Source organism: Parapusillimonas granuli (assembly GCF_013416525.1).
GTDB lineage: Bacteria > Pseudomonadota > Gammaproteobacteria > Burkholderiales > Burkholderiaceae_B > Parapusillimonas > Parapusillimonas granuli.
This window is the reverse complement of record NZ_JACCEM010000006.1, coordinates 250,083-274,663: the sequence shown is the minus strand read 5'-3', so window position 1 is coordinate 274,663 and position 24,581 is coordinate 250,083. Positions and strand designations below refer to the sequence as shown.

Annotated in this window: 27 protein-coding genes and 1 tRNA gene; 6 read left to right on the top strand and 22 right to left on the bottom strand. The window is 64.7% G+C overall.

Features of this window, described 5'->3' with window-relative positions; all coding sequences use genetic code 11:
- Positions 1 to 49: 49 nt before the first annotated feature.
- Complete coding sequence (locus H0A72_RS13220) at positions 50 to 595, top strand: DUF2799 domain-containing protein (protein WP_180156037.1); 546 nt, start codon at positions 50 to 52, stop codon at positions 593 to 595.
- Between the two features lie 37 nt (positions 596 to 632).
- Here the strand turns inward: H0A72_RS13220 and H0A72_RS13215 are convergent, their stop codons facing one another.
- The 7 genes from H0A72_RS13215 to uvrB all read right to left on the bottom strand — a co-directional run bounded on the left by H0A72_RS13215 (position 633) and on the right by uvrB (position 7,151).
- Positions 633 to 1,520 (bottom strand): methylglyoxal synthase, encoded by an 888-nt coding sequence (locus H0A72_RS13215; RefSeq protein WP_180156035.1) that lies wholly within the window; start codon positions 1,518 to 1,520, stop codon positions 633 to 635.
- A gap of 43 nt (positions 1,521 to 1,563) precedes the next feature.
- Complete coding sequence (gene iscA / locus H0A72_RS13210; protein WP_180156033.1) at positions 1,564 to 1,887, bottom strand: iron-sulfur cluster assembly protein IscA; 324 nt, start codon at positions 1,885 to 1,887, stop codon at positions 1,564 to 1,566.
- Positions 1,888 to 1,890: 3 nt separating this feature from the next.
- On the bottom strand, positions 1,891 to 2,277 hold the full coding sequence (iscU, locus tag H0A72_RS13205) for a Fe-S cluster assembly scaffold IscU (protein WP_180156031.1): 387 nt from the start codon (positions 2,275 to 2,277) through the stop codon (positions 1,891 to 1,893).
- A 26-nt stretch (positions 2,278 to 2,303) separates the two neighbouring features.
- Positions 2,304 to 3,518 (bottom strand): IscS subfamily cysteine desulfurase, encoded by a 1,215-nt coding sequence (locus tag H0A72_RS13200; RefSeq protein WP_180156029.1) that lies wholly within the window; start codon positions 3,516 to 3,518, stop codon positions 2,304 to 2,306.
- Between the two features lie 18 nt (positions 3,519 to 3,536).
- The gene (gene iscR / locus H0A72_RS13195; RefSeq protein WP_180156027.1) at positions 3,537 to 4,040 is read right to left on the bottom strand and encodes a Fe-S cluster assembly transcriptional regulator IscR; all 504 of its coding nucleotides are present in this window, start codon (positions 4,038 to 4,040) and stop codon (positions 3,537 to 3,539) included.
- A 265-nt stretch (positions 4,041 to 4,305) separates the two neighbouring features.
- Positions 4,306 to 4,797 carry a low molecular weight protein-tyrosine-phosphatase gene (locus tag H0A72_RS13190; RefSeq protein ID WP_180156164.1) on the bottom strand — a complete coding sequence of 164 codons (492 nt, stop codon included), beginning with the start codon at positions 4,795 to 4,797 and terminating at the stop codon, positions 4,306 to 4,308.
- A gap of 332 nt (positions 4,798 to 5,129) precedes the next feature.
- Positions 5,130 to 7,151, bottom strand: coding sequence for an excinuclease ABC subunit UvrB (gene uvrB, locus H0A72_RS13185; RefSeq protein WP_180156025.1), 2,022 nt, complete (start codon positions 7,149 to 7,151; stop codon positions 5,130 to 5,132).
- A gap of 79 nt (positions 7,152 to 7,230) precedes the next feature.
- Here uvrB and H0A72_RS13180 point away from each other — a divergent pair, with 79 nt between their 5' ends.
- Positions 7,231 to 8,433 (top strand): amino acid aminotransferase, encoded by a 1,203-nt coding sequence (locus H0A72_RS13180; RefSeq protein WP_180156023.1) that lies wholly within the window; start codon positions 7,231 to 7,233, stop codon positions 8,431 to 8,433.
- A 57-nt stretch (positions 8,434 to 8,490) separates the two neighbouring features.
- Positions 8,491 to 9,165: a transcriptional repressor LexA gene (gene lexA, locus H0A72_RS13175; RefSeq protein WP_180156021.1), complete on the top strand. Its 675-nt coding sequence runs from the start codon at positions 8,491 to 8,493 to the stop codon at positions 9,163 to 9,165.
- A 31-nt stretch (positions 9,166 to 9,196) separates the two neighbouring features.
- Here lexA and H0A72_RS13170 read toward each other — a convergent pair whose 3' ends face one another.
- The 9 genes from H0A72_RS13170 to H0A72_RS13130 form a co-directional block, all read right to left on the bottom strand.
- The gene (locus tag H0A72_RS13170) at positions 9,197 to 9,403 is read right to left on the bottom strand and encodes a hypothetical protein (protein ID WP_180156019.1); all 207 of its coding nucleotides are present in this window, start codon (positions 9,401 to 9,403) and stop codon (positions 9,197 to 9,199) included.
- A gap of 160 nt (positions 9,404 to 9,563) precedes the next feature.
- Positions 9,564 to 9,642: transfer RNA gene (locus H0A72_RS13165), tRNA-Ile, on the bottom strand.
- Positions 9,643 to 9,691: 49 nt separating this feature from the next.
- Positions 9,692 to 10,585 carry an alpha/beta fold hydrolase gene (locus tag H0A72_RS13160; protein ID WP_180156017.1) on the bottom strand — a complete coding sequence of 298 codons (894 nt, stop codon included), beginning with the start codon at positions 10,583 to 10,585 and terminating at the stop codon, positions 9,692 to 9,694.
- A gap of 19 nt (positions 10,586 to 10,604) precedes the next feature.
- Positions 10,605 to 11,675: a 4-hydroxy-2-oxovalerate aldolase gene (gene dmpG / locus H0A72_RS13155; protein ID WP_180156015.1), complete on the bottom strand. Its 1,071-nt coding sequence runs from the start codon at positions 11,673 to 11,675 to the stop codon at positions 10,605 to 10,607.
- Positions 11,676 to 11,685: 10 nt separating this feature from the next.
- On the bottom strand, positions 11,686 to 12,636 hold the full coding sequence (locus tag H0A72_RS13150; RefSeq protein WP_180156013.1) for an acetaldehyde dehydrogenase (acetylating): 951 nt from the start codon (positions 12,634 to 12,636) through the stop codon (positions 11,686 to 11,688).
- A gap of 38 nt (positions 12,637 to 12,674) precedes the next feature.
- Positions 12,675 to 13,463, bottom strand: a complete 789-nt coding sequence (gene mhpD / locus H0A72_RS13145; protein ID WP_180156011.1) for a 2-keto-4-pentenoate hydratase — start codon at positions 13,461 to 13,463, stop codon at positions 12,675 to 12,677.
- The gene (locus H0A72_RS13140) at positions 13,463 to 14,428 is read right to left on the bottom strand and encodes a 3-carboxyethylcatechol 2,3-dioxygenase (protein ID WP_180156009.1); all 966 of its coding nucleotides are present in this window, start codon (positions 14,426 to 14,428) and stop codon (positions 13,463 to 13,465) included. The genes mhpD and H0A72_RS13140 overlap by 1 nt, the downstream gene beginning before the upstream one ends.
- Complete coding sequence (locus H0A72_RS13135) at positions 14,425 to 16,197, bottom strand: FAD-dependent monooxygenase (protein WP_180156007.1); 1,773 nt, start codon at positions 16,195 to 16,197, stop codon at positions 14,425 to 14,427. The genes H0A72_RS13140 and H0A72_RS13135 overlap by 4 nt, the downstream gene beginning before the upstream one ends.
- A 16-nt stretch (positions 16,198 to 16,213) precedes the next feature.
- Positions 16,214 to 17,203, bottom strand: a complete 990-nt coding sequence (locus H0A72_RS13130) for a Bug family tripartite tricarboxylate transporter substrate binding protein (protein ID WP_180156005.1) — start codon at positions 17,201 to 17,203, stop codon at positions 16,214 to 16,216.
- A 131-nt stretch (positions 17,204 to 17,334) separates the two neighbouring features.
- On the opposite strand from H0A72_RS13130, the gene H0A72_RS13125 reads away from it, so the two are divergent.
- The gene (locus H0A72_RS13125) at positions 17,335 to 18,150 is read left to right on the top strand and encodes a DNA-binding transcriptional regulator (RefSeq protein ID WP_180156003.1); all 816 of its coding nucleotides are present in this window, start codon (positions 17,335 to 17,337) and stop codon (positions 18,148 to 18,150) included.
- 41 nt (positions 18,151 to 18,191) lie between these two features.
- Positions 18,192 to 18,590, top strand: a complete 399-nt coding sequence (locus tag H0A72_RS13120; RefSeq protein WP_180156001.1) for a VOC family protein — start codon at positions 18,192 to 18,194, stop codon at positions 18,588 to 18,590.
- Positions 18,591 to 18,663: 73 nt separating this feature from the next.
- On the opposite strand, the gene H0A72_RS13115 is transcribed toward H0A72_RS13120, so the two are convergent.
- The 6 genes from H0A72_RS13115 to H0A72_RS13090 form a co-directional block, all read right to left on the bottom strand.
- Positions 18,664 to 18,996, bottom strand: coding sequence for a hypothetical protein (locus H0A72_RS13115; protein WP_180155999.1), 333 nt, complete (start codon positions 18,994 to 18,996; stop codon positions 18,664 to 18,666).
- Positions 18,997 to 19,304: 308 nt separating this feature from the next.
- Positions 19,305 to 19,514, bottom strand: a complete 210-nt coding sequence (locus tag H0A72_RS13110) for a cold-shock protein (RefSeq protein WP_180155997.1) — start codon at positions 19,512 to 19,514, stop codon at positions 19,305 to 19,307.
- A gap of 183 nt (positions 19,515 to 19,697) precedes the next feature.
- Positions 19,698 to 20,138, bottom strand: a complete 441-nt coding sequence (locus H0A72_RS13105; RefSeq protein WP_180155995.1) for a hypothetical protein — start codon at positions 20,136 to 20,138, stop codon at positions 19,698 to 19,700.
- Between the two features lie 95 nt (positions 20,139 to 20,233).
- Positions 20,234 to 20,839 carry a DedA family protein gene (locus H0A72_RS13100; RefSeq protein ID WP_180155993.1) on the bottom strand — a complete coding sequence of 202 codons (606 nt, stop codon included), beginning with the start codon at positions 20,837 to 20,839 and terminating at the stop codon, positions 20,234 to 20,236.
- 79 nt (positions 20,840 to 20,918) lie between these two features.
- Positions 20,919 to 21,140 (bottom strand): hypothetical protein, encoded by a 222-nt coding sequence (locus H0A72_RS13095; protein ID WP_180155991.1) that lies wholly within the window; start codon positions 21,138 to 21,140, stop codon positions 20,919 to 20,921.
- Positions 21,141 to 21,259: 119 nt separating this feature from the next.
- Positions 21,260 to 22,831 carry a bifunctional aminoglycoside phosphotransferase/ATP-binding protein gene (locus H0A72_RS13090; protein WP_180155989.1) on the bottom strand — a complete coding sequence of 524 codons (1,572 nt, stop codon included), beginning with the start codon at positions 22,829 to 22,831 and terminating at the stop codon, positions 21,260 to 21,262.
- A gap of 139 nt (positions 22,832 to 22,970) precedes the next feature.
- On the opposite strand from H0A72_RS13090, the gene H0A72_RS13085 reads away from it, so the two are divergent.
- Positions 22,971 to 24,575, top strand: coding sequence for a M10 family metallopeptidase C-terminal domain-containing protein (locus H0A72_RS13085; protein ID WP_180155987.1), 1,605 nt, complete (start codon positions 22,971 to 22,973; stop codon positions 24,573 to 24,575).
- The last annotated feature ends 6 nt before the right edge of the window (positions 24,576 to 24,581 follow it).

The following is a 24,581-nucleotide window of genomic DNA, read 5'->3' as shown; positions in this document are numbered from 1 at the left end:
CTTTGTTGCATAATCCTGAACCAGATACATAACGTAACAAAGGGCGACGATGAATCGCGGGATACGACTACTGAGACTGGGCGCTGCGCTGGCCGCGGCCACGCTGCTGGCCAGCTGCGCCAGCATGTCCGAACAAGAATGCCTGAGCGCGGACTGGCGGGAACAGGGCTATCGGGACGGCCGCAACGGCCAGCCTTTGTCTCTGGTGGAAAGCCACCGGGAGGCATGCGCCAAGGTGGGCGTGACGCCGGACCTCGCGGCATACAAGGCGGGGCGCGCGAAGGGTGTCCTGGAATACTGCACGACCGACAACGCCGTCCGCGAGGGGCGCCGGGGCGCGAGCTATCGCAATGCCTGCCCGCCGGAGCTGGAAGGCCGCTTCCTGGATCATTATCGGGCCGGCAGGCGGGTGTACGACGCGGAGCAGCGGGTCAACAGCCTGGACAGCCGCTCGCGCGATCTGCAGCGGCGGCTGGAGAAGGAAAAGGACGAGGACAAGCGCAAGCGCCTGCGTCAGGAGCTGCGGGATCTGGACTGGAGCCTGCGCAATGCGCGTAACGACGTTTATGATGCCGAGCGGCGGCTGAGGTACTGAAAAGGCCCGCTTCGGCCCCGGCCACGGCCGGGCGCCCTCACCCCCGGCGCTCGACCGCTTCCGCCCACTTCCCCGCCACGGCCGGCGACGCAATGCAGCACGCCTTGTCGGTCACCACCCTGACCGCCCGTTCCAGCAGCTGGATGTCCGCTTCATGCTGGCGCGCGACATGGGGGTCCTCGAAGAAGATCACGCGCTGGCATCGCTCTTCGAGCACCAGTTCGGCGATCTGGGCATCCCCGCCCAGCGGCCCGCTGAGGTAAGGCTGCACCCAGGGACGGTCCGCGGGCCAGCCCCGGGACCAGGCCAGCTCGTTCAGGCGGCGGCTGGTCGTGCCCGTTCCCACCCGGTGCGCAAACCGGGACAGCAGATCGAAATGCCGCGCCGCATATTCCACCATTTGGTCCTTCAGGGCGTCGTGCGCGATCAGGGCCAGGGTCTGCCGCGAGAAATCGAAAATGGGATCGAGCTTGGGGTCGGGCGCCAGGCCCCGGCAAAGGCGTTCGACTTCTATCCATTCCACGGCGCCCATCAGCGTCGATATGAAAGGCCGGCCATGGGTGATGCACTGGCGTTTCAGGGCCAGCGCCTCCGGGAATATGGACGATGGATCGACCGGGTCGATCAGGTAGATGGCGCCGTCGAAGGGACGCTCATCGCCGGCGCCTTCGGTGACGCGGGCCACCAGCTTCATGAGCCCGCCTTCGCGGCCGTAGGGGTAGCGGATGAGGCCCGGATAGCCCTTGAGCAGGTCCGAGCGTTCGATGGCGTCCAGCGTGCGGCCCACGGTGTAGAGCTCCAGGCCGAGCTCGCGGATGCCGACCGCCGATTGTTCCAGCCAGCGGAAGATGGCGGCGCCGTAGGTTTCGTGATGCAGGCGGTTGGCGGCCAGGCCGAATCGCAGAACGGGAGGTGTGGGCGTCATGGGCTTGCGGCGTGCGGGATCCGGGGGGCCTCGCCCCCCTTCTTCAAACGGTAAAGGATTCCCCGCAGCCGCAGGAGGCTTTCTCGTTGGGGTTGGTGAACTTGAAGCCTTCGTTCAGGCCTTCGCGCCCGTAGTCGAGCTCGGTGCCGTCGATGAACGGCAGGCTCTTGGGGTCGACGAACACCTTCACGCCGCGCTGTTCGAACACTTGGTCGTCGGGATTGGGCGCGTCGACGTATTCGAGCTTGTAGGCCATGCCGGAACACCCCGTCAACTTCACCCCTAGGCGCAGGCCCAGGCCCGCGCCGCGTTTCTGGAGATAGCGGCTGATGTGGTCGGCCGCCTGCTGAGTAAGCGTAATAGCCATGTCTTAGTCCTGATGCTTGCCCTGGTAATCACGAACGGCCGCCTTGATGGCGTCTTCGACCAGGATGGAACAATGAATCTTCACTGGCGGCAAGGCCAGTTCCTTCGCGATATCGGCGTTGCGGATCAGCAAGGCCTGGGCCAGGGTCCTGCCCTTGACCCATTCGGTGGCAAGGGAGCTGGAGGCGATGGCCGAACCGCAGCCATAAGTCTTGAAGCGCGCATCTTCAATGATACCCGATTCGCCCACCCTTATCTGCAGCCGGACGACCCCGCCCTCCGCGGGCGTGCCGACCATGCCGGTGCCGACCCTGCGGTCGGACGCGTCCAGCGTGCCGACGTTGCGTGGGTGCTCGTAGTGATCCATTACCTTTTCGCTGTATATCGCCATGATGCCGCTTGCCGCCTTGCCATGAACTATGCGTTGACCGTCCACTGATAGGCGTCGACGTCGACGCCTTGCTGGTGCATTTCCCACAAGGGGGAAATATCGCGCAGCTTGGCCACGCGCCGCGTGACGACCTGGATGGCATAGTCTACATCCTGTTCGGTCGTGTAGCGCCCCAGCGAGAAGCGCAGGGAGCTGTGGGCGAGTTCGTCGCTGCGGCCCAGGGCGCGCAGGACGTACGAGGGTTCCAGGCTGGCGGAGGTGCAGGCCGAGCCGCTGGACACGGCAATTTCCTTGAGCGACATGATCAGCGCCTCGCCCTCGATGTAGCTGAAGCTGACGTTCAGGTTATGCGGCACCCGCCGATGCAGGTCGCCGTTCAGGTGTACCTGGGGGATGGCGGACAAGCCCGCCCAGAGGCGGTCGCGCAGCGCGAGCACGCGCGCCCGTTCGGCGGCCATTTCCTGGCCGGCGAGCCGGAAGGCTTCGCCCATGCCGACGATTTGATGGGTGGGCAGCGTTCCCGACCGGAAGCCTCGTTCATGGCCGCCGCCATGCATTTGCGCCGCGATCCGCACCCGGGGCTTGCGCCGCAGGTACAAGGCGCCCACGCCCTTGGGGCCGTAGGTTTTATGGGCCGAAAAAGACATGAGGTCGACATTGAGCGACCGGAGGTCGATGGCGACCTTGCCGGTGGCCTGGGCGGCATCGACGTGGAACACGATGCCTTTTTCCCGGCAGATGTCGCCAATGGCGGCGATGTCCTGGATCACGCCGATTTCGTTGTTGACCAGCATGACCGAGGCCAGGATGGTGTCCGGGCGCAGGGCGGCGCGGAATGCGTCCAGGTCCAGCAGGCCGTCGGGCCGGACGTCCAGGTAGGTGACGCTGAAGCCCTGGCGCTGCAGTTCGGCGCAGGTGTCCAGCACCGCCTTGTGCTCGGTTTCGACCGTGACGATGTGCCTGCCGCGGTCGGCATGGAATTGGGCGGCGCCCTTGAGCGCCAGGTTGTTGGACTCGGTGGCCCCGGAAGTCCAGACGATGTCGCGCGGATCGGCGCCCACCAGCTCGGCCACCTGCGCCCTGGCCTGCTCGACCGCTTCCTCGGCCTCCCAGCCGTAGGCGTGGCTGCTGGACGCCGGGTTGCCGAAGCGCTCGTACAGCCACGGCACCATTTTTTCGACCACACGGGGATCCACGGGCGTGGTGGCGGAATAATCGAAATAAACGGGGCGGCTGGGCATGCTTGGGGCTCCTGTGGTTTACACCGGATTGGCGATGATCATGTCGGGCGAACGCGCAAGCCGCATGGCGGCCCTGGCTTCGTTGGCTTCGTGCAGTTGGCGCATGCGCTGCTGATCGACCAGGTCCTGCAGGGACACGGAATCCAGATAATCGACCATTTTACGATTGAGCGTGGCCCAAAGTTCATGTGTCATGCATTTTCCGGTGCCGCCGTTGCGGCCGATGTTGCAGTTTTCCTTGCCCCCGCAGCTGGTGGCGTCCAGGGGTTCATCCACTGCGAAGATGATGTCGGCCACCGTGATGTTGCGGGCCAGGCGCCCGAGCGAATAGCCGCCTCCGGGGCCGCGCATGCTGTCCACCAGTTCATGCCGGCGCAATTTGCCGAACAACTGCTCGAGATAGGAAAGGGAGATATTTTGACGCTGACTGATCGCAGCCAGGGTAACGGGCCCGCTTTGCTGTCGCAACGCCAAATCTATCATGGCGGTCACCGCAAAACGCCCTTTGGTCGTTAAACGCATGGTGATTTCCTTGCCAAAGCCTGTTTTTTACTAGGGGAATTAGTCAGCGCTTTACCCGACTAATGTAGTCAAGTATAGCAAATTCCCGACTAAATCACTAGGGTATTATGGCTGCGATCATGGCGGGCAACGGGGCCCAGACGGCAAAAAACCGTGCCAGGCACGGTTTTCTTTCGCCGCGCCGCCCGGGCCCGCCCCTGCGGGGAGCGGCTGGCCGAAGGCGTGGCGCGGGCGTTTCTTGAGTGGGGTGGGAAAGAAGCCGGAATCAGGCCGCCTGATACTGCAGAGCCCGCTTGCGGACCATTTCCATGACGCCCTGACAGGCGTCTTCCAGGTAGTCCAGCACCTTGCCGAAGCCGTCCGGGCCGCCGTAATAGGGGTCGGGCACCGTGGCTTCTTCGAACTCGTTGGCGAAGCGCATGAGCAGCATGAGCTTGTGCTGGTATACTTTGGGGCATTGCTGTTGCAGCGCCGAAAGATTTTCCCAGTCCATGGCCAGGATCAGGTCGAATTCGCGGAAGTCGTCGGCGGTAACCTGCCGGGCGACGCAGTGCGAAAGTTCGTACCCGCGCTTGCGCGCAGCGGCCTGGGCCCGTGCATCGGGCGGTTCGCCGATATGAAAGCTGTGGGTGCCAGCCGAATCCACCCCCACCACCTCAGAGAGCCCCGCTTCGTCTATCAGACGACGGAAAACGCCCTCCGCGCTTGGCGAGCGGCAGATATTACCCATGCAAACGAAAAGTACCTTAGTCATCATAGACGAGAGTGTGAGGGAAAACCCGTTATATAGCAAGAGTTTTTGCAATACCACATTTATCGAATCATATCGATTGACAAAGCAAAAACTTAAATGGTGATAAGGCGTTACCGGCTGCTTGCGTGAACTTGCACTAACATGGGAAAGCGGGCTGCGCAGCCCCGGGCGGCCTCTGCTTTTGCGGCGCAACATAGTGTTTCAGCGCGCGGCAAAGCGTTAATATCTAATGGTAAACCCTAGCACCACCGAAAGCAATACCGCCGCCATGGTCGATTGCCATGGCTTCATGACATGAAGCTTAAACACGCCGATTGTTGGTGTTTTCCAACAAATCAGCTCAGCAAGGCTTTTTCCTTCAGGCGGTTCAGCGCGTCGCGAGCGGCGGCGGCCTGTTCGAATTCCAGGTTCCTGGCATGGTCCATCATGCGCTTTTCCAGGCGCCGGATTTCCTTGGCCAGCAGCTTGTCGTCGCGCAGGATCTCCAGCGGGATGTCGTCCGCCGCGGATGCCGCTTCGGGCGCCGCCATGACGCCGTCGATCATTTCGCGCACCGCCTTGCTGACGCCCCGCGCCGTGATGCCGTGCCGCTGGTTGAACTCGATCTGCTTGGCGCGCCGCCTCTCGGTTTCGTCGATGGCGCGGCGCATGGAATCGGTGATGCGGTCCGCATACAGGATGGCGCGGCCGTTGAGGTTGCGCGCCGCCCGCCCGATGGTCTGGATCAGGCTGCGTTCGGAACGCAGAAAGCCTTCCTTGTCGGCGTCCAGGATGGCCACCAGCGAGACTTCGGGAATATCCAGCCCCTCGCGCAGCAGGTTGATGCCGACCAGCACATCGAAGGCGCCCAGCCGCAAGTCGCGGATGATCTCCACCCTTTCCACCGTATCGATGTCGGAATGCAGATAGCGCACTTTCAAGCCGTTCTCGCCCAGGTAGTCGGTGAGGTCCTCGGCCATGCGCTTGGTCAGCGTGGTGACCAGCACCCGCTCCTGGACCGCGATGCGCTTCTTGATCTCGCCCAGCAGGTCGTCCACCTGCGTCAGCGCCGGGCGGACCTCGACCTCGGGGTCGACCAGCCCCGTCGGCCGGACGACCTGCTCCACCACGTTGTCGGAATGTTCGTTCTCATAGGCCGCCGGCGTCGCCGACACGAATACGCACTGGCGCATGCGCTGTTCGAATTCTTCCAGCTTGAGCGGCCGATTGTCCATGGCCGAAGGCAGCCGGAAGCCGAATTGCACCAGGGTGGACTTGCGCGAGCGGTCGCCCCGGTACATGGCGCCCAGCTGGCCCATGGTGACGTGGCTTTCGTCGATGAACATCAGGGCGTCGCGGGGCAGGTAGTCGATCAGCGTGGGCGGCGGCTCGCCGGGGGCGGCGCCCGACAGATGCCGCGAATAGTTTTCGATGCCCTTGCAAAAGCCCAGCTCCTGCAGCATTTCCAGGTCGAAGCGCGTACGCTGCTCCAGCCGCTGCGCCTCGACCAGTTTGCCTTCCGACACCAGGAAGGCGACGCGGTCGCGCAATTCTTCCTTGATGGTCTCGACCGCCCGCAAGACGGTTTCCCGCGGCGTCACGTAATGGGAACTGGGGAACACCGTGAAGCGCGGCACTTTCTGCTTGATCTTGCCCGTGAGCGGGTCGAACATTTCCAGGGATTCGACCTCGTCGTCGAACATCGTGACCCGCAGCGCCAGTTCCGCGTGCTCGGCGGGGAACACGTCGATGACTTCCCCCCTGGCCCTGAAATGGCCCCGGGTGAACTCGACGTCGTTGCGTTCGTACTGCATGGCCACCAGCCGCCCGAGCAATTCCTGGCGGGCGATGCGGTCGCCGGTGCGCAGGGTGAGCACCATGGCGTGGTAGTCGCCGGGGTTGCCGATGCCGTAGATACAGGACACGGTGCCGACGATGACCGTGTCGCGGCGCTCCAGCAGGCTCTTGGTGGCGGACAGGCGCATCTGTTCGATGTGCTCGTTGATGGACGAATCCTTTTCTATGAACAGGTCGCGGGCGGCCACATAGGCTTCCGGCTGATAGTAGTCATAATAGGAGACGAAGTATTCGACGGCGTTGCGCGGAAAGAATTCGCGCATTTCGGCATAGAGCTGCGCGGCCAGTGTCTTGTTGGGCGCAAGCACGATGGCGGGGCGGCCGGTGCGCGCGATGACGTTGGCCATGGTGTAGGTCTTGCCCGAACCCGTCACGCCCAGCAGCGTCTGGTACATGAGGCCGTCGTTTATGCCCTCGACGAGCGCATCGATGGCTGCCGGCTGGTCGCCCGCGGGCGGGTACGGCTGGTACAGCTGAAAGGGGCTGCCGGGAAAATCGACGAACCCGGGCGCTTTGCTCATACTAGACACCATCAGGGTAAACCCCTTATTATCACACTATTGTCCCCAGTTCTCCACCTATCCACTTTCTCCCTTCAAAATGAACTCACTCTTCGAATCCGTCGAACTTGCTCCGCGCGACCCCATTCTTGGCCTGAACGAACAATATAATGCCGATACCCGTCCGGGCAAGGTCAATCTTGGCGTTGGCGTGTACTACGACGACGAAGGGCGTATTCCCCTGCTTCAAGCGGTCCGCAAGGCCGAAGAGGCCCGGGTCGAGGCCCATGCCGCCCGCGGCTACCTGCCCATCGAAGGCATTCCCGGCTACAACAAGGGCGCGCAAACCCTGCTCCTGGGCGAGAACTCGCCCCTGGTGGCGGCCGGCCGCGTCCTGACCGCGCAGGCGCTGGGCGGCACCGGCGCCCTGAAGATCGGCGCCGATTTCCTGAAGCAGATCCTGCCCGGCTCCAAGGTGGCCATCAGCAATCCCAGCTGGGAAAACCACCGCGCCCTGTTCGAGCGCGCCGGGTTCACCGTCGAAACCTACCCCTATTACGACGCCGCCACGCATGGGCTGAACTTCGACGCCATGCTGGCCGCGTTCAAGGCCATGCCGGAAGAAACCATCGTCGTCCTGCATGCCTGCTGCCACAACCCCACGGGCGTCGACCCCAGCCTCGAGCAATGGGCCCGGATCGCCGACGTCATCAAGGCGCGCAACCTGGTGCCCTTCCTCGACATCGCTTACCAGGGCTTCGGCGAAGGGCTCGAGCAGGACGCCGCCGTGGTGCGCATGTTCGCCGAACGCGACATGACCATGTTCATCAGCTCCTCGTTCTCCAAGTCCTTCTCGCTGTACGGCGAACGGGTCGGCGCGCTGACCCTGATCACCTCCAGCAAGGAAGAAAGCGGCCGGGTGCTCAGCCAGCTGAAGCGCGTCATCCGCACCAACTACTCCAACCCGCCCACCCACGGCGGCACGGTGGTCTCCATGGTGCTGAACACGCCCGAACTGTTCGCCTTGTGGGTCGATGAACTGGCGGCCATGCGCGAACGCATCCGCAGCATGCGCGCCCAGCTGGTGGAAAAACTGAAGGCCCAGGGCGTGAAGCAGAATTTCGACTTCGTCCTGCAGCAGCGCGGCATGTTCTCGTATTCCGGGCTCACGTCCGATCAGGTGGACCGCCTGCGCGACGAACACGGCGTGTATGCCGTCGCCAGCGGCCGCATCTGCGTCGCCGCCCTCAACAGCCGCAACATCGACTACGTCGCCCAGTCCATCGCCAAGGTCCTTGCTTGATCTTTCCGGCAAAGTGCTGCACAATCCAGACTGTATAAAAATACAGTCTGGGTTATCATGTCCGTCAAGCTTACCGCGCGCCAGCAACAAATCCTGGAACTCATACGCAGCGAAATCTCGCGGACGGGCTTTCCGCCCACCCGCGCTGAAATCGCGCGCGCGCTGGGCTTCAAATCCGCCAACGCGGCCGAAGACCATCTCAGGGCGCTGGCCCGCAAAGGCACCATCGAACTCACCGCCGGCGCATCCCGGGGCATACGCCTGCTAGGCGCCGCCGCCGGCGCTGCGGCCGAATCCGGCGCTTCCGGCGGCCTTGCCTCGTCCGTCGCCGGCCCGGTCACGCAGCTGTTCGTGCCCCTGGTGGGCCGCGTCGCCGCCGGCAGCCCCATCCTGGCGGCTGAACACGTCGAACGCGAAGTCGGCATCGAACCCTCGCTGTTCACGCAAACGCCCGATTATCTGCTGCGTGTGCGCGGCCTCAGCATGCGCGACGCCGGCATCCTGGACGGCGACTTGCTGGCGGTGCGCAAAACGCCCGACGCCCGCAACGGCCAGATCGTCGTGGCCCGCCTGGGCGACGAGGTCACGGTCAAGCGCTTCATGCGTAGCGGCGGCCAAATCCAGCTGCTGCCCGAAAACCCCGATTTCAATCCCATCGTCGTCACCGCCCAAGACGACTTCTCGCTGGAAGGCATCGCGGTCGGCCTGATCCGCGCCACCCCGCTGCATTGAAGCGGGCGGCTCCCGGCCCCGCTCCTTCGCCTTACTGCAAAGCCTCTTCAGCCAGCGCCTCGCCTATGCATTGGGCAATGGCTTCGCGCCCGACCGCTATGCCGTACTGCCGGGCGCTGGTGGCCAGAAGATCCACCACTTGTTCCTTGTCGTTCATGGCATGCAAGCTAAGCAACAGGCTCGCATCCAATGCCAGGACTTTCTGCAGAGCGGCGTAGGTGTTGTAGGTGCTTTCCATGGTTTTATCCTCCTGTAGTGAAACCATGGTTTGCAGTGTAGGCAGCGCGGCGGGCCGTGTGAATAGCTCTTACGAGCCATATTCATGAACCGCGTCGCCACTCGTTCGGCCGCGCAAAAGAAAAGCGGGTTCCCAATTCCTTGGAAACCCGCATGAATGCTGGTGCCCCCCCCGTGAGTCGAACACGGCACCAACGGATTATGAGTCCGCTGCTCTAACCAGGCATGAGCTAGAGGGGCGCATCGGCAATGTTTGGGCTCAAAGCCCGAACAAAACGACAGCCTGCAATTATTGCATAAACTTCCCAGTGTTGCCTAGGGCAAGAAAGTCGGCAACCATGGCGTTGAACCTGTCGGCATGCTCCCATTGCACCCAGTGGCCGCAGCGGCTGAAGACATGCAACTCGGCGTTGCGCATGCCCGCCAGCAGGCGCAGGCCCGCGTCCAGCGGCACGAAGCGGTCGTCGCGCCCCCAGATGATCAGCGCCGGCGCGTCGATCTCGCCCAGGCGGTGGCCCACGTCGGGGAATTGGCGAGGATTGGCTTCGGCGCTTTTCACGAAGTTTTCCAGATGCTCGGGGCGGGAAAGCATGTTCTGCAGCCGGGCCATGTTGAGTTCCTTCGTCAGGCTGCCAGAGTCGTAAACGAACACGCTCATCATGCGTTCGAGGTTTTCGATGGTCGGCGCCCGGTAGAGCGCGCCGATCAGTTTGATGCCTTCCGTGGGCATGGGCACGAAGGGGCTGACGCCGCCTGTTCCGCCCCCCATCAGCACCAGCTTGCCCACCCGCTCGGGATGCGCCAACGAGAACGCCACCGCGCTGTGCGCGCCCATCGAATTGCCGACGATGTGGACCTTGCCGATGCCCAGCGCGTCCAGCAGGCCCTTGAGCGATCTGGCATTGAGCTCGGAACGCGAGCCGGTGCACACGATGGGGTCGCTCTTGCTCCAGCCCGGGCAGTCCATGAGGATCACCCGATAGCCGGCCCTGACCAGCGGTTCGACGTTGCGGTTGAAGTTGGCCCAGCCGCTGGCGCCCGGGCCCGAGCCGTGCAGCATCACGACGGTCTGCTCGCCGCGGCCGGCGTCGTTATAGTGCAGTTGCAGATCCAGCTCGCCGTCCTTGATGCGGACGTAGCGGCTGGTGGCGGATTCAGTGACGATGGTAGTGTCGACGGACATGCTTGATTTCCTTCATGTTCTAGTAGCTGGTTACGCTGGCGGCGGTCGATGGGCGGGCGCGCTCTTGCTCGCGGCTCTGCAGCAGATCCAGCGCCACATCGACGATCATGTCTTCCTGGCCGCCGACCATGCGGCGCTTGCCGAGCTCGACCAGGATGTCCACCGTTTTCAGGCCGTACTTCCGGGCCGCCGCTTCGGCGTGGCGCAGAAAACTCGAATACACGCCGGCATAGCCCAGCGCCAGGGTTTCCCGGTCGACCCGGACCGGACGGTCTTGCAGCGGCCGCACGATGTCATCGGCCGCGTCCATGAGCTTGTGGAGATCGGCGCCATGGTTCCAGCCCATGCGGGCCGCCGCGGCAATGAACACCTCCAGCGGCGCGTTGCCGGCTCCCGCGCCCATGCCGGCCAGGCTGGCGTCCACGCGGTCGCAGCCCTCTTCCACCGCGACGATGCTGTTGGCCACGCCCAGGCTCAGATTGTGGTGCGCGTGCATGCCGGTCTGGGTCTCGGGCCGCAGAACGTCTTTGAAGGCGCGGAAGCGGTCGCGCACGTCGTTCATGTTCAAGGCGCCGCCGGAATCCACCACATAGCAGCAGGTCGCCCCGTAGCTTTCCATCAGCTTGGCCTGCTGCGCCAGGGCCGCGGGCGTGGTCATGTGGCTCATCATCAGAAAGCCGACGGCCTCCATGCCCAGGTGGCGGGCATGCTCGATGTGCTGTTTCGAGATGTCGGCTTCGGTGCAATGCGTGGCCACCCGCACGATGCGCGCGCCGGCGTCGTAGGCGGCCTTGAGATCATGCACGGTGCCGATGCCCGGCAGCAGCAGCGTGGCGATCCTGGCGTGCTCGACCACGTCCGCAACGGCGGCTATCCATTCTGCGTCGGTATGCGCGCCGAAGCCGTAGTTGAAGCTGCCGCCTTGCAGTCCGTCGCCATGCGCCACTTCTATGGAGTCCACCTTGGCTTCGTCGAGCGCCTTGGCGATCCGCCTGGCCTGCTCCACGCTGTATTGGTGGCGTATGGCGTGGCTGCCATCGCGCAGGGTCACGTCCGAGATGTAGATTTTCTTGGCTGAAGCATTATTCATGAGCTTTCCTTCATACGGCGGCTGCGGCCCGCATGCGCGCCGCCATGGATTCGGCCGTGCGCAGCGCGGCACTGGTCATGATGTCCAGGTTGCCGGCATAGGCGGGCAGATAATGGGCCGCGCCTTCCACTTCCAGGAAGATCGAGGTCTTCAGGCCGTGCAGGCGGTCGCCGACGCCGGGAATCCGGATCGGCCGGCCGGCATCGATGCGGTCGAACTGCACGCGCTGCTTCAGGCGATAGCCTGGAACGTAGGCTTGCACCTCGGCGACCATGCTCTCCACCGAATCTGCGATCCGCTCCTCGGACGCGAGTTCGCTGAGCGTGTAGACCGTGTCGCGCATGATGAGCGGCGGCTCGGCCGGGTTGAGGACGATGATGGCCTTGCCCCTGGCCGCGCCACCGACGGCTTCGATGGCCCGCGACGTGGTCTCGGTGAATTCGTCGATGTTGGCCCGGGTGCCGGGGCCGGCGCTCTTGCTGGAGATGCTGGCGACGATCTCCGCATATTGCACCTTGGCCACCCGCGACACGGCGGCCACCATCGGGATGGTGGCCTGGCCGCCGCAAGTGACCATGTTCACGTTGGGCGCGTCCAGGTGTTCCAGGCCGTTGACTGGGGGAATGCAGTACGGCCCGATCGCCGCGGGCGTCAGGTCCACGAGCCGGATGTCCGGCCTGAGCGCGCGCAGGAAGGCATCGTTCTTGACGTGGGCGCTCGCCGACGTCGCATCGAACACGATGCCGATGTCGGCGAACACGGGCAGCCGTGCCAGGCCTTCCACCCCTTCGTGGGTGGTGGCGACTCCCATCCGCGCGGCACGCGCCAGGCCGTCCGACGCCGCGTCGATGCCGGCCATGGCCGCCATTTCGAGATGCCGGCCATGGCGCAGTATCTTGATCATCAGGTCCGTGCCTATGTTGCCGCTGCCGATGACGGCGGCTTTCAGTTTGCGGGTCATGTCGACTCCTTGCTGTTCTGTTCCATTAAGGGTGCGGCTCATGCCGCCGAGAAGCGCGCCCGCACCCGGCCCACGCCTTCGATGCAGGCCTCGAACCGGTCTCCCGCCGCGACCGGCGCCATCGGCCCCAAGGCGCCGGTTAGCACCAGGTCGCCGGCGCGCAGCGGCTGGCCCAGGCCGGCGAGCTTGCGCGCGAGCCACACCGCCGCATTCAGGGGGTGGCCCAGGCACGCGGCGCCGCTGCCTTCCGACACCACCGCGCCGCCGCGCGTCATCGTCATGCCGCACAGCTTGAGATCCAGGCCGTCCAGCCTGGCGGGCACCGCCCCGAGCACCACCAGGCCGCTGGATGCGTTGTCGGCCACAGTATCGGTGAACCGGATGTTCCAGTCGGCGATGCGGCTGCCCACGATCTCGATGGCCGGCAGTACATAGGCCGTGGCGCGGATCATTTCCACCAGGGTGGTGTCCGCGGCCGGCAGGTCGCGCTCCAGCACCAGCGCCACTTCAGCCTCGGCCTTGGGCTGCAGGGTCCGCGCCATGGGCACTTCTTCGTCGTCGCCATACAGCATGTCGGCGAACAAGGTGCCGAAGTCGGGCTGGTCGACGCCCAGCTGGCGCTGGACCGCCGGCGAGGTCAGGCCGATCTTGCGGCCCACCACACGGCGGCCCCGCGCCGTTTCGTGCGCCACATTCGCTTGCTGGATGGCGTAAGCCACCGAGCCGTCGGGATCGGCGCCGATTTCATCGCGCAACGGGCCGATGGGGGTCCTTAGTGCTTCGGCCTGGCGCAGGCGCTCGGCCCATAGTCGGATACGTGATTCCATTAGTTCTCCTGTGGGTGGCCGGCTTGCAGCAGCAGCACGCCGAAGCCTGCGATGTATTCGGGAATGGCTTGATAGTGGCGCAAGCGGCAGGCCGGCGCCGCGTCCCCCGGGAGGGCCGAGCGCGCGACCAGCCAGCTCTTGGACTCATGCGCCGACAGGCCGGCCTGCTCTTCGATGCTGTCTTCGCTCATCGTGCACAACGCATCGAGTTCGGCCGCGCCCGCCGCCAGGCTGTCCATCCATAGGGCGTCCCAGCGGGGGTTGAGCGGCTTCATGGCGCTGTCGCCCGCCGCCAATGCCCGGCCCGCCGCCATGACGCGCCGGGTTTTCGCATCGCGCTCGGCCTGGGTGGGCTCCGCCTTGACGGTGATGCGTTCGCGCACGGCCGGATCCGGGTGCGCCAAGGTGGGTACGGGCGGTTCATGCGACAAGCCGCCGGAGCCGATCGCCAGGATGCGCCGCGGGATGCCGTCGAGGAAGCGGCCGATCTCGCGCCCCAGCGCCCGGCAGCGGCGCAGGCGCGGAATGCCGGGCTGGGCGACGGCATTGAGGAAGACGGGCAGCACCGGCGGCGTGTCCAGGCTTCCCCACAGCATTTCCAGCGCCTGGGCAAAGCCATGGTCCACCCGCATGCGGCGCGAGACGGCGATGTCGAAATCGTGGTCCATCAGATGCTCGGCCAGCGCCAGAGCCGCCCCGCCGTCCACCTGCAGATCGCCTTTCGGGGTCAGATAGTCGCCCACCGAGTGCGCCTGCGTGCCGATGCAGAACGGCGGCATGAGTTCATTGAAGAAGCCGTTGTAATGGTCGGGGGCGACCAGCACCACCAGCTCCGGGTCGAAGGCGTGCACCCACGCGCGCGCCTGGTCGATGGCGGCATGCAGCGCGCGCTCCACCTCCGGGCCGATGGGATTGAGCCCCATCAGCGGCGAATGCGACATGCCGAGAAAGGCGCGCGGCGTCATGTCGGCTCCGCTTGCGATGGGTGGTCCAGCAGCATGGCAAGCGCTTGCCGCAGCTTATGCCGGGCCTCGCCGGCATCGGCCGCGGCGCGCGCGTGGCGCCAGGCCACCACGCCGTCGGGACGCACCAGCAAGGCGCCGGCTTCGTCGATTTCACGAACCGCATGCCAGCGGCTGTACAGGTCCAGCGCACCCGGCCGGCCGATCACCACGGTGCGCAAATAGGGCAAGTCCATCGCCTGCGCCGCATCCGCCCAGGCATGGCCCGCAATGCCGGTGACCAGCGAATAGCGGCCTTTGCCGACTACATCCAGGGTCGAAATGCGCCGCCCGTCCTCGCCCACCAGCCAGACGTGGGGAAGCTTCGCGCCGGGACGCGTCGTCGGCTGGAGATAGAGCTGCGGATCGCGCGCGAAGACCTCTTCGCCGGCGTCCGGATCCGGAATGACGGCGTCGGAAACGCAGCGCTGGTTGAGCTCCAGTCCCTGGGCATTGAATTCGTAGTTCTTCAAATCCAAGGCCTTGGCCAGCGCATCGCGCCTCGCCGCCCCTTCGGGCCCGGGATCCGCGAGTTTTTCCAGGCCGGCCGCGACCGGGTCCGCCGCGCCTTCGTCGCGAAAGCATCGATTCAGCGGCCCGTAGTCCAGGCGAGACTGGTTGGCCCGCGCCACGATCTGTGCGCCCACGGGGGCCCGCTCCAGGCTATAGGAATCCAGCAGGCGCGGCCCCGCATAGCCCTTAACCACGAACGCCAGCTTCCATGCCAGGTTGAAGGCGTCCTGCATGCAGGTGTTCGACCCCAGGCCGCTGGAAGGCGGGTGGCGATGGACGGCATCCCCGCCGCAAAACACGCGCCCCTTGGAATAGACCGGGGCATGGGCCTGGTTGACATACCAGGTCGAGGCCGCCTGGATGTCGATCTCCAGGTCGGGATCGCCGACCAGCAGCCGCACTTTGCGCTTCACTTCTTCAGGCGAAAAATCCGGCTCTCCCCGGGACATGTCGTAGCCCCAGCCGGCTATCCATTTTTTCCATGGCTCGATGCAGCGCAGCAACCCCATGCCGATTTCACCGAAGGCGGTGTCGGACGTGACGATCCAGTACAGGATGCTGGGCCGATGCGCCGCGTAGCGGGCCAGGTCCGCGCGGAAGATCACGTAGGCGGTCGCCGCGCGGGCCAGCTGCCCCTCGAGCTTCAGGCCCAGGTCGTCCATCACCTTGGAGCGCGCGCCGTCGGCCCCCAAGAGATAGCGGGCGCGGACCGTATATTCGCGGCCGCTTTTTTCGTCGCGCAGGCGGACCGTCACGCCGTCCGCGTCCTGCTCGTGCGACAGATACTCGGTATTGAAGGAAAAGACGGCGCCCCGCTCCGCCGCATTCTTGACCAGCACGGGCTCCATTTTTTCCTGCGTCAAATCCATCAGGGGGCAAGGGCTGCCCTGCATGTAATCGCCCTTGCGCTCATCGCCGGTGCCCCAGGTGCGCAGCCTGGCGATCTCGGGCCCGGCCAGGCTGGTGGTGAAGAGCGTGTCGCCCATCCATTCCCACGGCGTTGCGATGTGGCGCGCCTCTTCCTCCACGCCCAGGTCGCGCAGGACTTCCATGGCGCGCTGGTTGGTGATGTGCGCGCGCGGCGAGTTGGCGGTCCAGTTGAAGCGGTTGACGACGTGGACCCGCAGGCCGTGGGTGGCGAGCGCGAGCGCCGTGGTGGCGCCCATGGGCCCGGTGCCGATCACCAGCACGTCGGTCTGGTACTCGAATGCTTGAGACATGTTTCCGCTCCCGCGCTCACTTGAGGGTGTTCTGGATGACCTTGCCGTAGGTGTCGATGTCGCGGCGCAGCCGCGCCGCCAGCTCAGCGGGCCCGGCCAGATAGGGGTCGCCCGACAAGCCGAGCTTCTCTTTCATTTCGGGCGTGGCGAGCGCGTTCTTGAACTCTTGGTGCAGCGTATCCACGATGGCTTGCGGCGTGCCGGCCGGCGCGACGAAGAACAGGTAGTTGGAAATGTCCAGGCCCGGATAGCCGCTTTCGACCAGCGTCGGGACGTCAGGCAGCAGCGGGTGGCGCTGCGCGCCCAAAGTGGCGATGGGGACCAGCTTGCCGGTGCCGATGTACTGCTGCGCATAATGAACCGGCATGAGCATGATGTCGGTTTGTCCGCCGATCAGGTCGGTCGCGGCCGGCGCCAGCCCCTTGTACGGGACGTCGATGAATACGGCGCCGGTCGCTTCGGCCAACTGATGCATGTGGATGAACCAGGGGCTTCCGGTTCCCATGGTGCCGAAATGCAGGCCTTTCCTGTTCCTGGATACGTCGATCAGTTCCCGCACGCTGCGGGCGGGCACGTCGGGGTTGACCACCAGCACCAGCGGAATCAGAATCACGCCCGAGACCGGAACGAAATCATTCACCGCGTCGTAGGGCACCTTGGTGCCCAGGGCCTCCACGGCCTTGGGCAGCTTCGCCATGGCGTGGTTGATGGCATGCGAGTCCGACACCACGCCTATCGTGTAGCCGTCGGCCGGCGCGCGGGCCACCACCTCGGTGCCGATGATGGAGGACGCGCCGGGGCGGTTGTTCACGATGAAGGTCTGCTTCAGGCCGGCGCCCACCGTCTCGCCCAGCGCGCGAGCGGCCGAGTCGGCGTTTCCTCCCGCCGGATATGGGACGACGATGCGTATGGGTTGCTTGGCCGGCCACTCCTGTGCATGGGCCGTGGCGCTGAACATGAGCCCCAGCGCCATCACGGCGCAGAAGCTGCGTCTGGAAAAAATCATTTGCGACTCCAAGGTCTCGTTGGGCGTATCACCGCCTATGGTCGCCGGCGAATCCGGCGTACGCATGCAGTATTCTTGATCCACATCAATCCGTGTAGACTGTGCACACAGTGCACCAGCAAGGAAACAACATGCCCCTGATCAAGAACTCGGCAACTCTCCAGACCTACCGTGAAGTCAGGGGCCTGACCCGCGGCATTGCGGTGCTGCGGGCGCTCAATGCCATGCCCGGCGGCATCGGCGGCGTGTCCGACTTGGCGCGCAGCACCGGGCTGCACCGCACCACCGTGAAGCGACTGCTGGAAACCCTCAAGACCGAAGGGCTGGTCCACCAGAAAGACGACGGCGCATCCTATGCGCTGGGCTTCGAGGTGCGGCGCCTGTCGGAAGGCTATGTGGGCGCCTCATGGATAGACCGTATCGCTTCGCCCGCCATGCATGCGCACCTGCGGGCGCTTTCCTGGCCCAGCGACCTGGCCACGCCCGACAGCGGGTTCATGATCGTGCGCGAATCCACGCACCGGGTCAGCCTGCTTTCCCAGCACCGAGCCACCATAGGCATACGCATTCCGATGCTGGTGTCTTCGCTGGGGCGGGCCTGGCTGGCGGCGTGCGCGCCCGACGAGCGCGAAGCCACCTTGTCCTTGCTGCGCGAACGCAGCGACTCCATCGGCGAACATGCACGCGACGACGCCTACGTGAAGCGCGTGCTGCGCGAGACCCGAAGACGGGGATACGCGGTCAACAAGGGCGAATGGCTTTCCGAAGCGAGCGTGACGGCGATCGCCTTTCCGATCATGGCCGACACCCAGGCCATCGGCGCCATCAACCTCGTCCTGCGGCGCAGCGTCGTCACCGACAGGGAAATCGCCGTCCAGTATGTCCCGCTCCTGCGCACCCTGGCGGAAGAAATTTCAAAAGGCGCTTCCAGGCTCGGCCGAAACTGACGGCACTACAATGCGTCACTCAATGCCGCGGGAGACGCTTCATGATTCACCATCTCGATCACTTGGTCATCACCACGACAGACGAACAGGCCTGCGTCGACTTCTATGTCGGCGTGCTCGGCATGACGCTGGTGGTCTTCGGGGAAGGCCGCAAGGCATTTTCCTTCGGGCAGCAGAAAATCAACGTCCATGTCAAAGGTTCCGAACTGGAACCCAAGGCGCATCTGCCCGTGCCCGGCGCGCTGGATCTGTGCTTCATCGCCGACCGCCCCCTGGACGAGGTGATTTCGGCGCTGCAAGCCAAGGGCGCCGCCATCATCGAAGGCCCCGTTCCCCGCACCGGCGCCACCGGGCCGATACGCTCCATCTACCTGCGCGACCCGGATCTCAACCTGATCGAGATTTCCGAACCCATGGCGGGCCGGGCCGACCGGCGATGAAACCGGCGCCGCCGCGCTGAATCGCCATCCATCCCGCCGCGGACGCCATCGTCCCGCCAGCCGCCGGCGCGGCTCACCGCAGATCGCTGAAACGCGACAGGTAATACACTGCAAGCATGAGCGCCTCCCAGGGGCCGCCCTTTGCTTCGTCGTCGTCCGCCAGTGCCGATTCCACCAGGCCTTCCAGCGCCGAATGGAACGATACCCGGCCGTCATCGTGCAGGCCTATCGACAAGACGGTATCCCAGCGGTCCCTGTCGTATTTGTCGAGCTGCACTCTTTCGACCACGAGGACGCCGACCAGGTCCTTGGGGCTGCCCGCCCAGGCGGCGCGCAATCTGCCCAGGGACGTCGGGGTCGACAAGGCGAGCAGGATGTCTTTGCCTGCGGAGTTTTCGAGCGCCACGCCGGCATCCCGAAAAAAAGGCTGTGCGGCGCATTCGGCCATTGCCTGGGCAAACCTTTGCGCCTTGCTTCGGGCTGTGGCCGCCTTGTGTTTCAAAAAAAGAATGTCATCGCTGTCGATCATGGGCTTTCCACGGGTCTTCAAGAAGCCGTAGCATGCCATATTTCATGCTGCGCGCGGGCCTGCTCCGGCGCGGTTCCATGCAAGGACGGCGCCTCCAAATGAAAAGGCCGAACCCCATGCTGCAATGGGTTCGGCCTAACATCCGATCGCTATGCCTGCTCGCCGGTCAGGGCGAGCGCAGCGTTCTAGATGACTTGGATCATGGACGCTTGCGGGCCTTTCTGGCCTTGGGTCGCCACAAACGACACACGCTGGTTTTCTTCAAGGCTCTTGTGTCCGGAGCCCTGGATGTCGCTGTAGTGTGCGAAAAGGTCCTTGCCGCCGGATTCGGGCATGATGAAGCCGAAGCCTTTGTCGTTGTTGAACCATTTCACGATACCGATTTCTGTTTTCAATGTAAATCCTAAGTTAGAAGGGAAAGATATCCCCTCGGGCACTATGGGGCCCGGGGCATGGCAATGCCAGCTCTGTTACCAAATAACACAATTGGCGGGTGTGCGCCGCGGCGGCCCGCCGAGGGCCGTGGGGCGGTTCAGGGACCGGGGCCTGTCGACGTTGAAAGGCCACCGCTTGACGGATCAGCGCGAGCCGGATCCGGTGGCGCCGGATCCGCTGGAGCCGTCCGCTCCGCCCAGGCCGCTGGCGTCGCCGACGCCCGTCCCCGTGCCACCTGCGCCGGTGCCGCCCGTACCGCCCGTGCCGGCGCCGGCTTGTCCGCCCAGGCCGGACGACGATCCGCTGCCGCTGCCCGCCGCGGGGCTACCGGAGTCGGCTCCGCCGGTGTTGCCGTCTTTTTTGTCGCTCACGTGCTTGGGCGCGCCGCTGCGGTCCAGCGGAGGCGGCGTGGTGACGGCTCCCCTGCTGGTTTCGGTCTGGGACGGGGTGACGGGCGGATTGGCGGTCGAGGCGCCGGGCCCCGACCCGTTGGGGCCGCCGCCGCTACCGGTGGCCTGCCCGAATGCGGCGGGCGCGGCGATCAGCGCGGTGGAAGACAATATTGCTGCGAGAGACTTTTTCATAGCTACCTCCGATATATGGCCAACATGGCATGCGAAGTTCAGCAATGTGCGTGCCAGGTGCCTTGGGGAGTGCCATGCCTCGCGCCAGGGAAGCCTCAATCCCGCCGCGTCCCGGGAAACGTAATGAATCGCCACACATAGACGACCACCACCAGCGCCACGACCCCCAGCGACACCGGATCCAGCCATTCCTCCAGCAATTGGTAGTCATTGCCCAGCCAATACCCGAAAAGCGCCAGAAAAGCCGTCCACACCGTCGTCCCGATCGAGGTGTAGATGAGGAAGCGCCCGACGGGCATCTCTGAAAAACCGGCGGGGATCGAGATCAGCGTCCGGATGGTCGGAATCAGCCGCCCCAGAAGCACCGCCCAGTGGCCATGCTCGTCGAACCACCGATCCGTGCGCTCCAGGTCCGACCTCGTCAACGTCAGCCAGCGCCCATGCCGGTCGGCGAAACGCTTCACCCTTTCCTGATCGAACAGCCGGCCTATTCCATACCAGAACAGCGCCCCCGCCAAAGACCCCAGCGTGCCCGCCACGATCACCAGCGCGATGCTGGTTTCCCCCCGCGACGCCGCGAAGCCCGAAAGCGTCATGATCAATTCCGACGGTATCGGCGGGAAGACGTTTTCCAGGAACATCAATAGCGCGACGCCCCAGACGCCGTGAGTGTTGAGGATGCTTTCGATCCAGCTTGCCATGATCCGGTCCACCACGAAGTAAAGGTGGGTATGCTAGCAAACTGCGGGCGATCGCGCTCTGTAGCCGGGGCGGGCCGCGCTACGCCTTCCAGACGATGCGGTCTCCTTCTTCGTTGCTGGATATGCAGGTGCCGCACTCCGTCCAGGCCAGTTCCCGCCGGACGGCCTTGCCTTCGGAAAGCTCCAGTATGTAGCCGTAGAAAACCGTTTTCTGGCCGGCGTTTTCGCGCGTATGCAGGAAAGCCACGCGGCCGGATCGGGTCGTATAGACACTGAGATCGGTAATCAGAGCCGCCGCCATAACGCCCCCAATGAAATGAATGCTGCGGAGAACACAGTCGCTCGTACATCGTAACCAAATATATCCGCCTATCGCGCAGCATAGTGCGATTTCGTGATAATTCTTGACAATGGTATCGGTTAAAAACGACAGTTCGTCTCCAGTTCCTGGGACAGTTCCGCCAATGAGCCATCGTTCCGCACGATGTGGTGGAACGCTCGCCAGGCCTCGGGCACGGCTTCCGCGTAGCTTTCCTGTAGCTTCAGCACTTGCGGCGTCGCATCGGAAGGGTCGGTTTGCGCTTGGGCGCGCTGAAGAACCCGCTGCAGCATGACCGGCGCGCCGGCCCGGCACTCCACCACAGCAAAGGGGATGCCCAGCCCTTCCGCGAGCCGCCTCATGGCCTCGCGCTCGTCATGGCGAAGAAAGGCGGCGTCCAGAATGACCGGGAAGCCGGCGCCGAGCAGCAGTTCGGCGAGCCGGGACAAGCGGTCATAGGTGCGCGCATTGGACGCCTGGTTGTAGAGCTCGGCCGGCGCGGCGGGCCGGTCCAGGGCGGCCATGCCGGCAAGCCGCTTGCGCTCCACGTCCGACCGGATGCGAACCGCGCCCAGGCGCTCCGCCAGCAGGCCCGCCACCGTCGACTTGCCGGAGCCACTCAGCCCCATGGTCAGTATCAGCCGCCTGCGTTCCGGCGGCCGGGCAAACGACCAGGCCAGGTCCCAGTACTTGGAAAAGGCCGCCGCGCCGGGCTGACCCAGCAGGCAGAGCTTGGCCCGCACCAGCGCCTTGGCGGCGGCGTACGCGTACAGCAGGCGCAAGCCCTCGTAGTCGCCGGTGCGCTCGACATACTCGTTCATCAGGCGCCATGCCAGGGGGGCGCAGGCATTGGCGCAAAGATCCATGAAGGTGAAGGAAATATCATTGATCACGTCGATGCGGCGCAAGGCCGGATCGAACTCCAGCGCGTCGAAGGCCAGCACCCTGCCCCGCCATTCCACGATGTTGCCCAGGTGCAGGTCGCCATGGCCCTCCCGCACCCACCCTTCGGCGATCCGCCGTTCGCGCAGCGGCGCAAGGCCGGCGTAGGCGCCGGCCAGCGCCGCGCGCAATTCCGGGACGCCGAGGCCCGCTTCGAACCGCGGGGGATTCGGGCCGCCGGCGATTTCGTCCAGGCTTTCGGCGGCCCAGTCCCAGGCGTTCTTCGCCGGCACCTCGGCGCGCGGAATCGGCGGCAGCCGCAAATGGAAATCGGCGATGTGGGCGGCCAGGCTTTCCATGTGCGCCCGGGTGAGCCGCCCTTGGCGCGCCAGGACGTCGAAGCCGCCGTCGGGATCGAAGCGGCGCATGCGCAGCACCCATTCGACGGCCTCGCCGCTGCCGCCGACCTCGGGCTGTTCGAAGGACCCCGTGATGGGCAGCACGTCCAGATAGAGCGCTTCGGCGGTACGGCGATTCAGCTCCAGTTCCAGCTGCAGGAAACGGCGGCGCAAGGCCAATGTGGAAAAGTCGAGAAAAGGCAGCCGCACGGGCCGCTTGAGCTTGTAGGCGTGATCGCCGGCCAGAATGATGGACGAAGCGTGCGTGCGCAGAAGAACGGGCGGCGCGCCATGGCGTAGTTCGAATTGCCGCATCAGGGCGGCCACCAGGCATTCGTGTTCGGTTTGTGCTTGCGTGTTCGATATCAAAACAGACCTTGGGCAGTAAGCCATGAAAATTCCGCAAACAGCAAAATACCATCCTTCTTCGGCCGGCGCTTTGATCCGCCGCCCGCCATTTTCAGTATGATCTGGCTTTTCGCAATCGGGATGCGTTCGAGTCCCAAGCCACGACGAAAGAAGGAATGCCCACATGACCGCCCCTGTATGGACCGACCAGCAAGTGCTGGACCAACTCATATTCAAAGCCTGGACACTGCCCGTCCTGAAATACGGCTTCCCGGCCACCGCCCAGGACGCCGCCGCGACGGGCAACGAAGCGCTGACCTTCGCGCCCTTGAACGAACTACAGCAGGCGATGGCGAACCTGGGCATGGCGACGTGGGCCGATCTCATCTCCGTCCCCGTCCGCCTCGCCTCGGCGGCCACCGCCAACATCCGGTTCGGCTTGACGGCGACCGACATCGGCCTGGCCCACGCCCACCTTCCACCGTTCGGCGACATCTGGTTCCATGCCAAACTCGAACATCTGAAGGAGCCGGCGCCGGGCAATTACAGCTTCAGCACCTATCTCCATGAAATCGGCCATGCGCTGGGTTTGCTCCACATGGGCGACTACGACGGTGACGGGCAATGGCAGCCTTCTTCTTATCAAGACAGCGTGGTCTATTCGGTCATGTCCTACTTCGGTCCCAAGACCGGCGAAGGGCTGGTCGCCTGGGGCGAATGGATCAGCGCCGACGGCAGAGTCATCGCCCCGCAGACGCCGATGCTCAACGACATTTTCGCCATCCAGACGATGTACGGCGCCTCCAATGCCCGCGCCGACAACACCGTGTATGGCTTCGGCTCCACGGCGGCGGGCGCGACCGCGCCGCTTTATGATTTCAGCGTCAACCAGAACCCCATTCTCGCGCTGTACGACGCCGGCGGCATAGACACCCTGGACCTCAGCGGATGGGGCACCGACAGCCACGTCGACCTGCGCCCGGGCGCCTTTTCGTCGGCCAACGGCATGACGAACAACCTTGCCATTGCGCGCAACACCATCATCGAGAACCTGACGACGGGCGCCGGCAATGACAAGCTCATCGGCAACCACGCCGACAACGTGCTGCGCGGCGGCGCCGGCAACGACCTCTTCGTGGCCAGCGCGGGCTATGACCTCCTTTACGGGGAAGCGGGCGACGATACCGTGCAGTACCAGGGCCCGGCGGCGGACTTCAAATTCGACTACTACCTGCCCGAAGACCTTTTCGTGGTCACGGACATGAACGGGGCCTTCGGCGCCAACGCGCTGTTCGGCATCGAGAACGTCGTCTTCGACGACGCATCGGCCTCGGTCGCCAGCATGACTCCCAACGTGATGCGCTTCCTGAATACCGCCAACGGCGCGCATTTCCACACCGCCAGCATCGAGGAAGCGCGCGGCCTCTACCTCAACGCTCCCGAATTCGTCTACGAAGGCGTGCTGTTCAACCGCAGTCTTGAAACCGGTCCGGCGACGGTGGACGTGCACCGGTTCTTCAATACCGGCACGCACTCGCATTTCTACACGGCCGACGCAGCCGAGGCGGAATTCGTCAAGGCCTCTTTCCCGTCTTTCGTCTACGAAGGCGTCGCCTATCAGGCCGCGAGCGCCAAGGCGCCGGACACGGTCGAGGTGCACCGCTTCTACAACGCCAAGCAGGGATCCCACTTCTACACCGCCGACGCCGCCGAAGCCGACCACGTGAAAATCGCCCTGGCGGGCGAGTACGCCTATGAAGGCGTGGCTTACTACGCCGGCGCGGCATAGCGTCCG

What these genes read in the sequence shown, in the direction of transcription:
- H0A72_RS13220 (WP_180156037.1), top strand. Translation starts at nt 50, where the DNA reads ATGAATCGCGGGATACGACTACTGAGACTGGGCGCTGCGCTGGCCGCG.
- H0A72_RS13215 (WP_180156035.1), bottom strand. Translation starts at nt 1,520, where the DNA reads ATGACGCCCACACCTCCCGTTCTGCGATTCGGCCTGGCCGCCAACCGC.
- iscA (WP_180156033.1), bottom strand. Translation starts at nt 1,887, where the DNA reads ATGGCTATTACGCTTACTCAGCAGGCGGCCGACCACATCAGCCGCTAT.
- iscU (WP_180156031.1), bottom strand. Translation starts at nt 2,277, where the DNA reads ATGGCGATATACAGCGAAAAGGTAATGGATCACTACGAGCACCCACGC.
- H0A72_RS13200 (WP_180156029.1), bottom strand. Translation starts at nt 3,518, where the DNA reads ATGCCCAGCCGCCCCGTTTATTTCGATTATTCCGCCACCACGCCCGTG.
- iscR (WP_180156027.1), bottom strand. Translation starts at nt 4,040, where the DNA reads ATGCGTTTAACGACCAAAGGGCGTTTTGCGGTGACCGCCATGATAGAT.
- H0A72_RS13190 (WP_180156164.1), bottom strand. Translation starts at nt 4,797, where the DNA reads ATGATGACTAAGGTACTTTTCGTTTGCATGGGTAATATCTGCCGCTCG.
- uvrB (WP_180156025.1), bottom strand. Translation starts at nt 7,151, where the DNA reads ATGAGCAAAGCGCCCGGGTTCGTCGATTTTCCCGGCAGCCCCTTTCAG.
- H0A72_RS13180 (WP_180156023.1), top strand. Translation starts at nt 7,231, where the DNA reads ATGAACTCACTCTTCGAATCCGTCGAACTTGCTCCGCGCGACCCCATT.
- lexA (WP_180156021.1), top strand. Translation starts at nt 8,491, where the DNA reads ATGTCCGTCAAGCTTACCGCGCGCCAGCAACAAATCCTGGAACTCATA.
- H0A72_RS13170 (WP_180156019.1), bottom strand. Translation starts at nt 9,403, where the DNA reads ATGGAAAGCACCTACAACACCTACGCCGCTCTGCAGAAAGTCCTGGCA.
- H0A72_RS13160 (WP_180156017.1), bottom strand. Translation starts at nt 10,585, where the DNA reads ATGTCCGTCGACACTACCATCGTCACTGAATCCGCCACCAGCCGCTAC.
- dmpG (WP_180156015.1), bottom strand. Translation starts at nt 11,675, where the DNA reads ATGAATAATGCTTCAGCCAAGAAAATCTACATCTCGGACGTGACCCTG.
- H0A72_RS13150 (WP_180156013.1), bottom strand. Translation starts at nt 12,636, where the DNA reads ATGACCCGCAAACTGAAAGCCGCCGTCATCGGCAGCGGCAACATAGGC.
- mhpD (WP_180156011.1), bottom strand. Translation starts at nt 13,463, where the DNA reads ATGGAATCACGTATCCGACTATGGGCCGAGCGCCTGCGCCAGGCCGAA.
- H0A72_RS13140 (WP_180156009.1), bottom strand. Translation starts at nt 14,428, where the DNA reads ATGACGCCGCGCGCCTTTCTCGGCATGTCGCATTCGCCGCTGATGGGG.
- H0A72_RS13135 (WP_180156007.1), bottom strand. Translation starts at nt 16,197, where the DNA reads ATGTCTCAAGCATTCGAGTACCAGACCGACGTGCTGGTGATCGGCACC.
- H0A72_RS13130 (WP_180156005.1), bottom strand. Translation starts at nt 17,203, where the DNA reads ATGATTTTTTCCAGACGCAGCTTCTGCGCCGTGATGGCGCTGGGGCTC.
- H0A72_RS13125 (WP_180156003.1), top strand. Translation starts at nt 17,335, where the DNA reads ATGCCCCTGATCAAGAACTCGGCAACTCTCCAGACCTACCGTGAAGTC.
- H0A72_RS13120 (WP_180156001.1), top strand. Translation starts at nt 18,192, where the DNA reads ATGATTCACCATCTCGATCACTTGGTCATCACCACGACAGACGAACAG.
- H0A72_RS13105 (WP_180155995.1), bottom strand. Translation starts at nt 20,138, where the DNA reads ATGAAAAAGTCTCTCGCAGCAATATTGTCTTCCACCGCGCTGATCGCC.
- H0A72_RS13100 (WP_180155993.1), bottom strand. Translation starts at nt 20,839, where the DNA reads ATGGCAAGCTGGATCGAAAGCATCCTCAACACTCACGGCGTCTGGGGC.
- H0A72_RS13095 (WP_180155991.1), bottom strand. Translation starts at nt 21,140, where the DNA reads ATGGCGGCGGCTCTGATTACCGATCTCAGTGTCTATACGACCCGATCC.
- H0A72_RS13090 (WP_180155989.1), bottom strand. Translation starts at nt 22,831, where the DNA reads ATGGCTTACTGCCCAAGGTCTGTTTTGATATCGAACACGCAAGCACAA.
- H0A72_RS13085 (WP_180155987.1), top strand. Translation starts at nt 22,971, where the DNA reads ATGACCGCCCCTGTATGGACCGACCAGCAAGTGCTGGACCAACTCATA.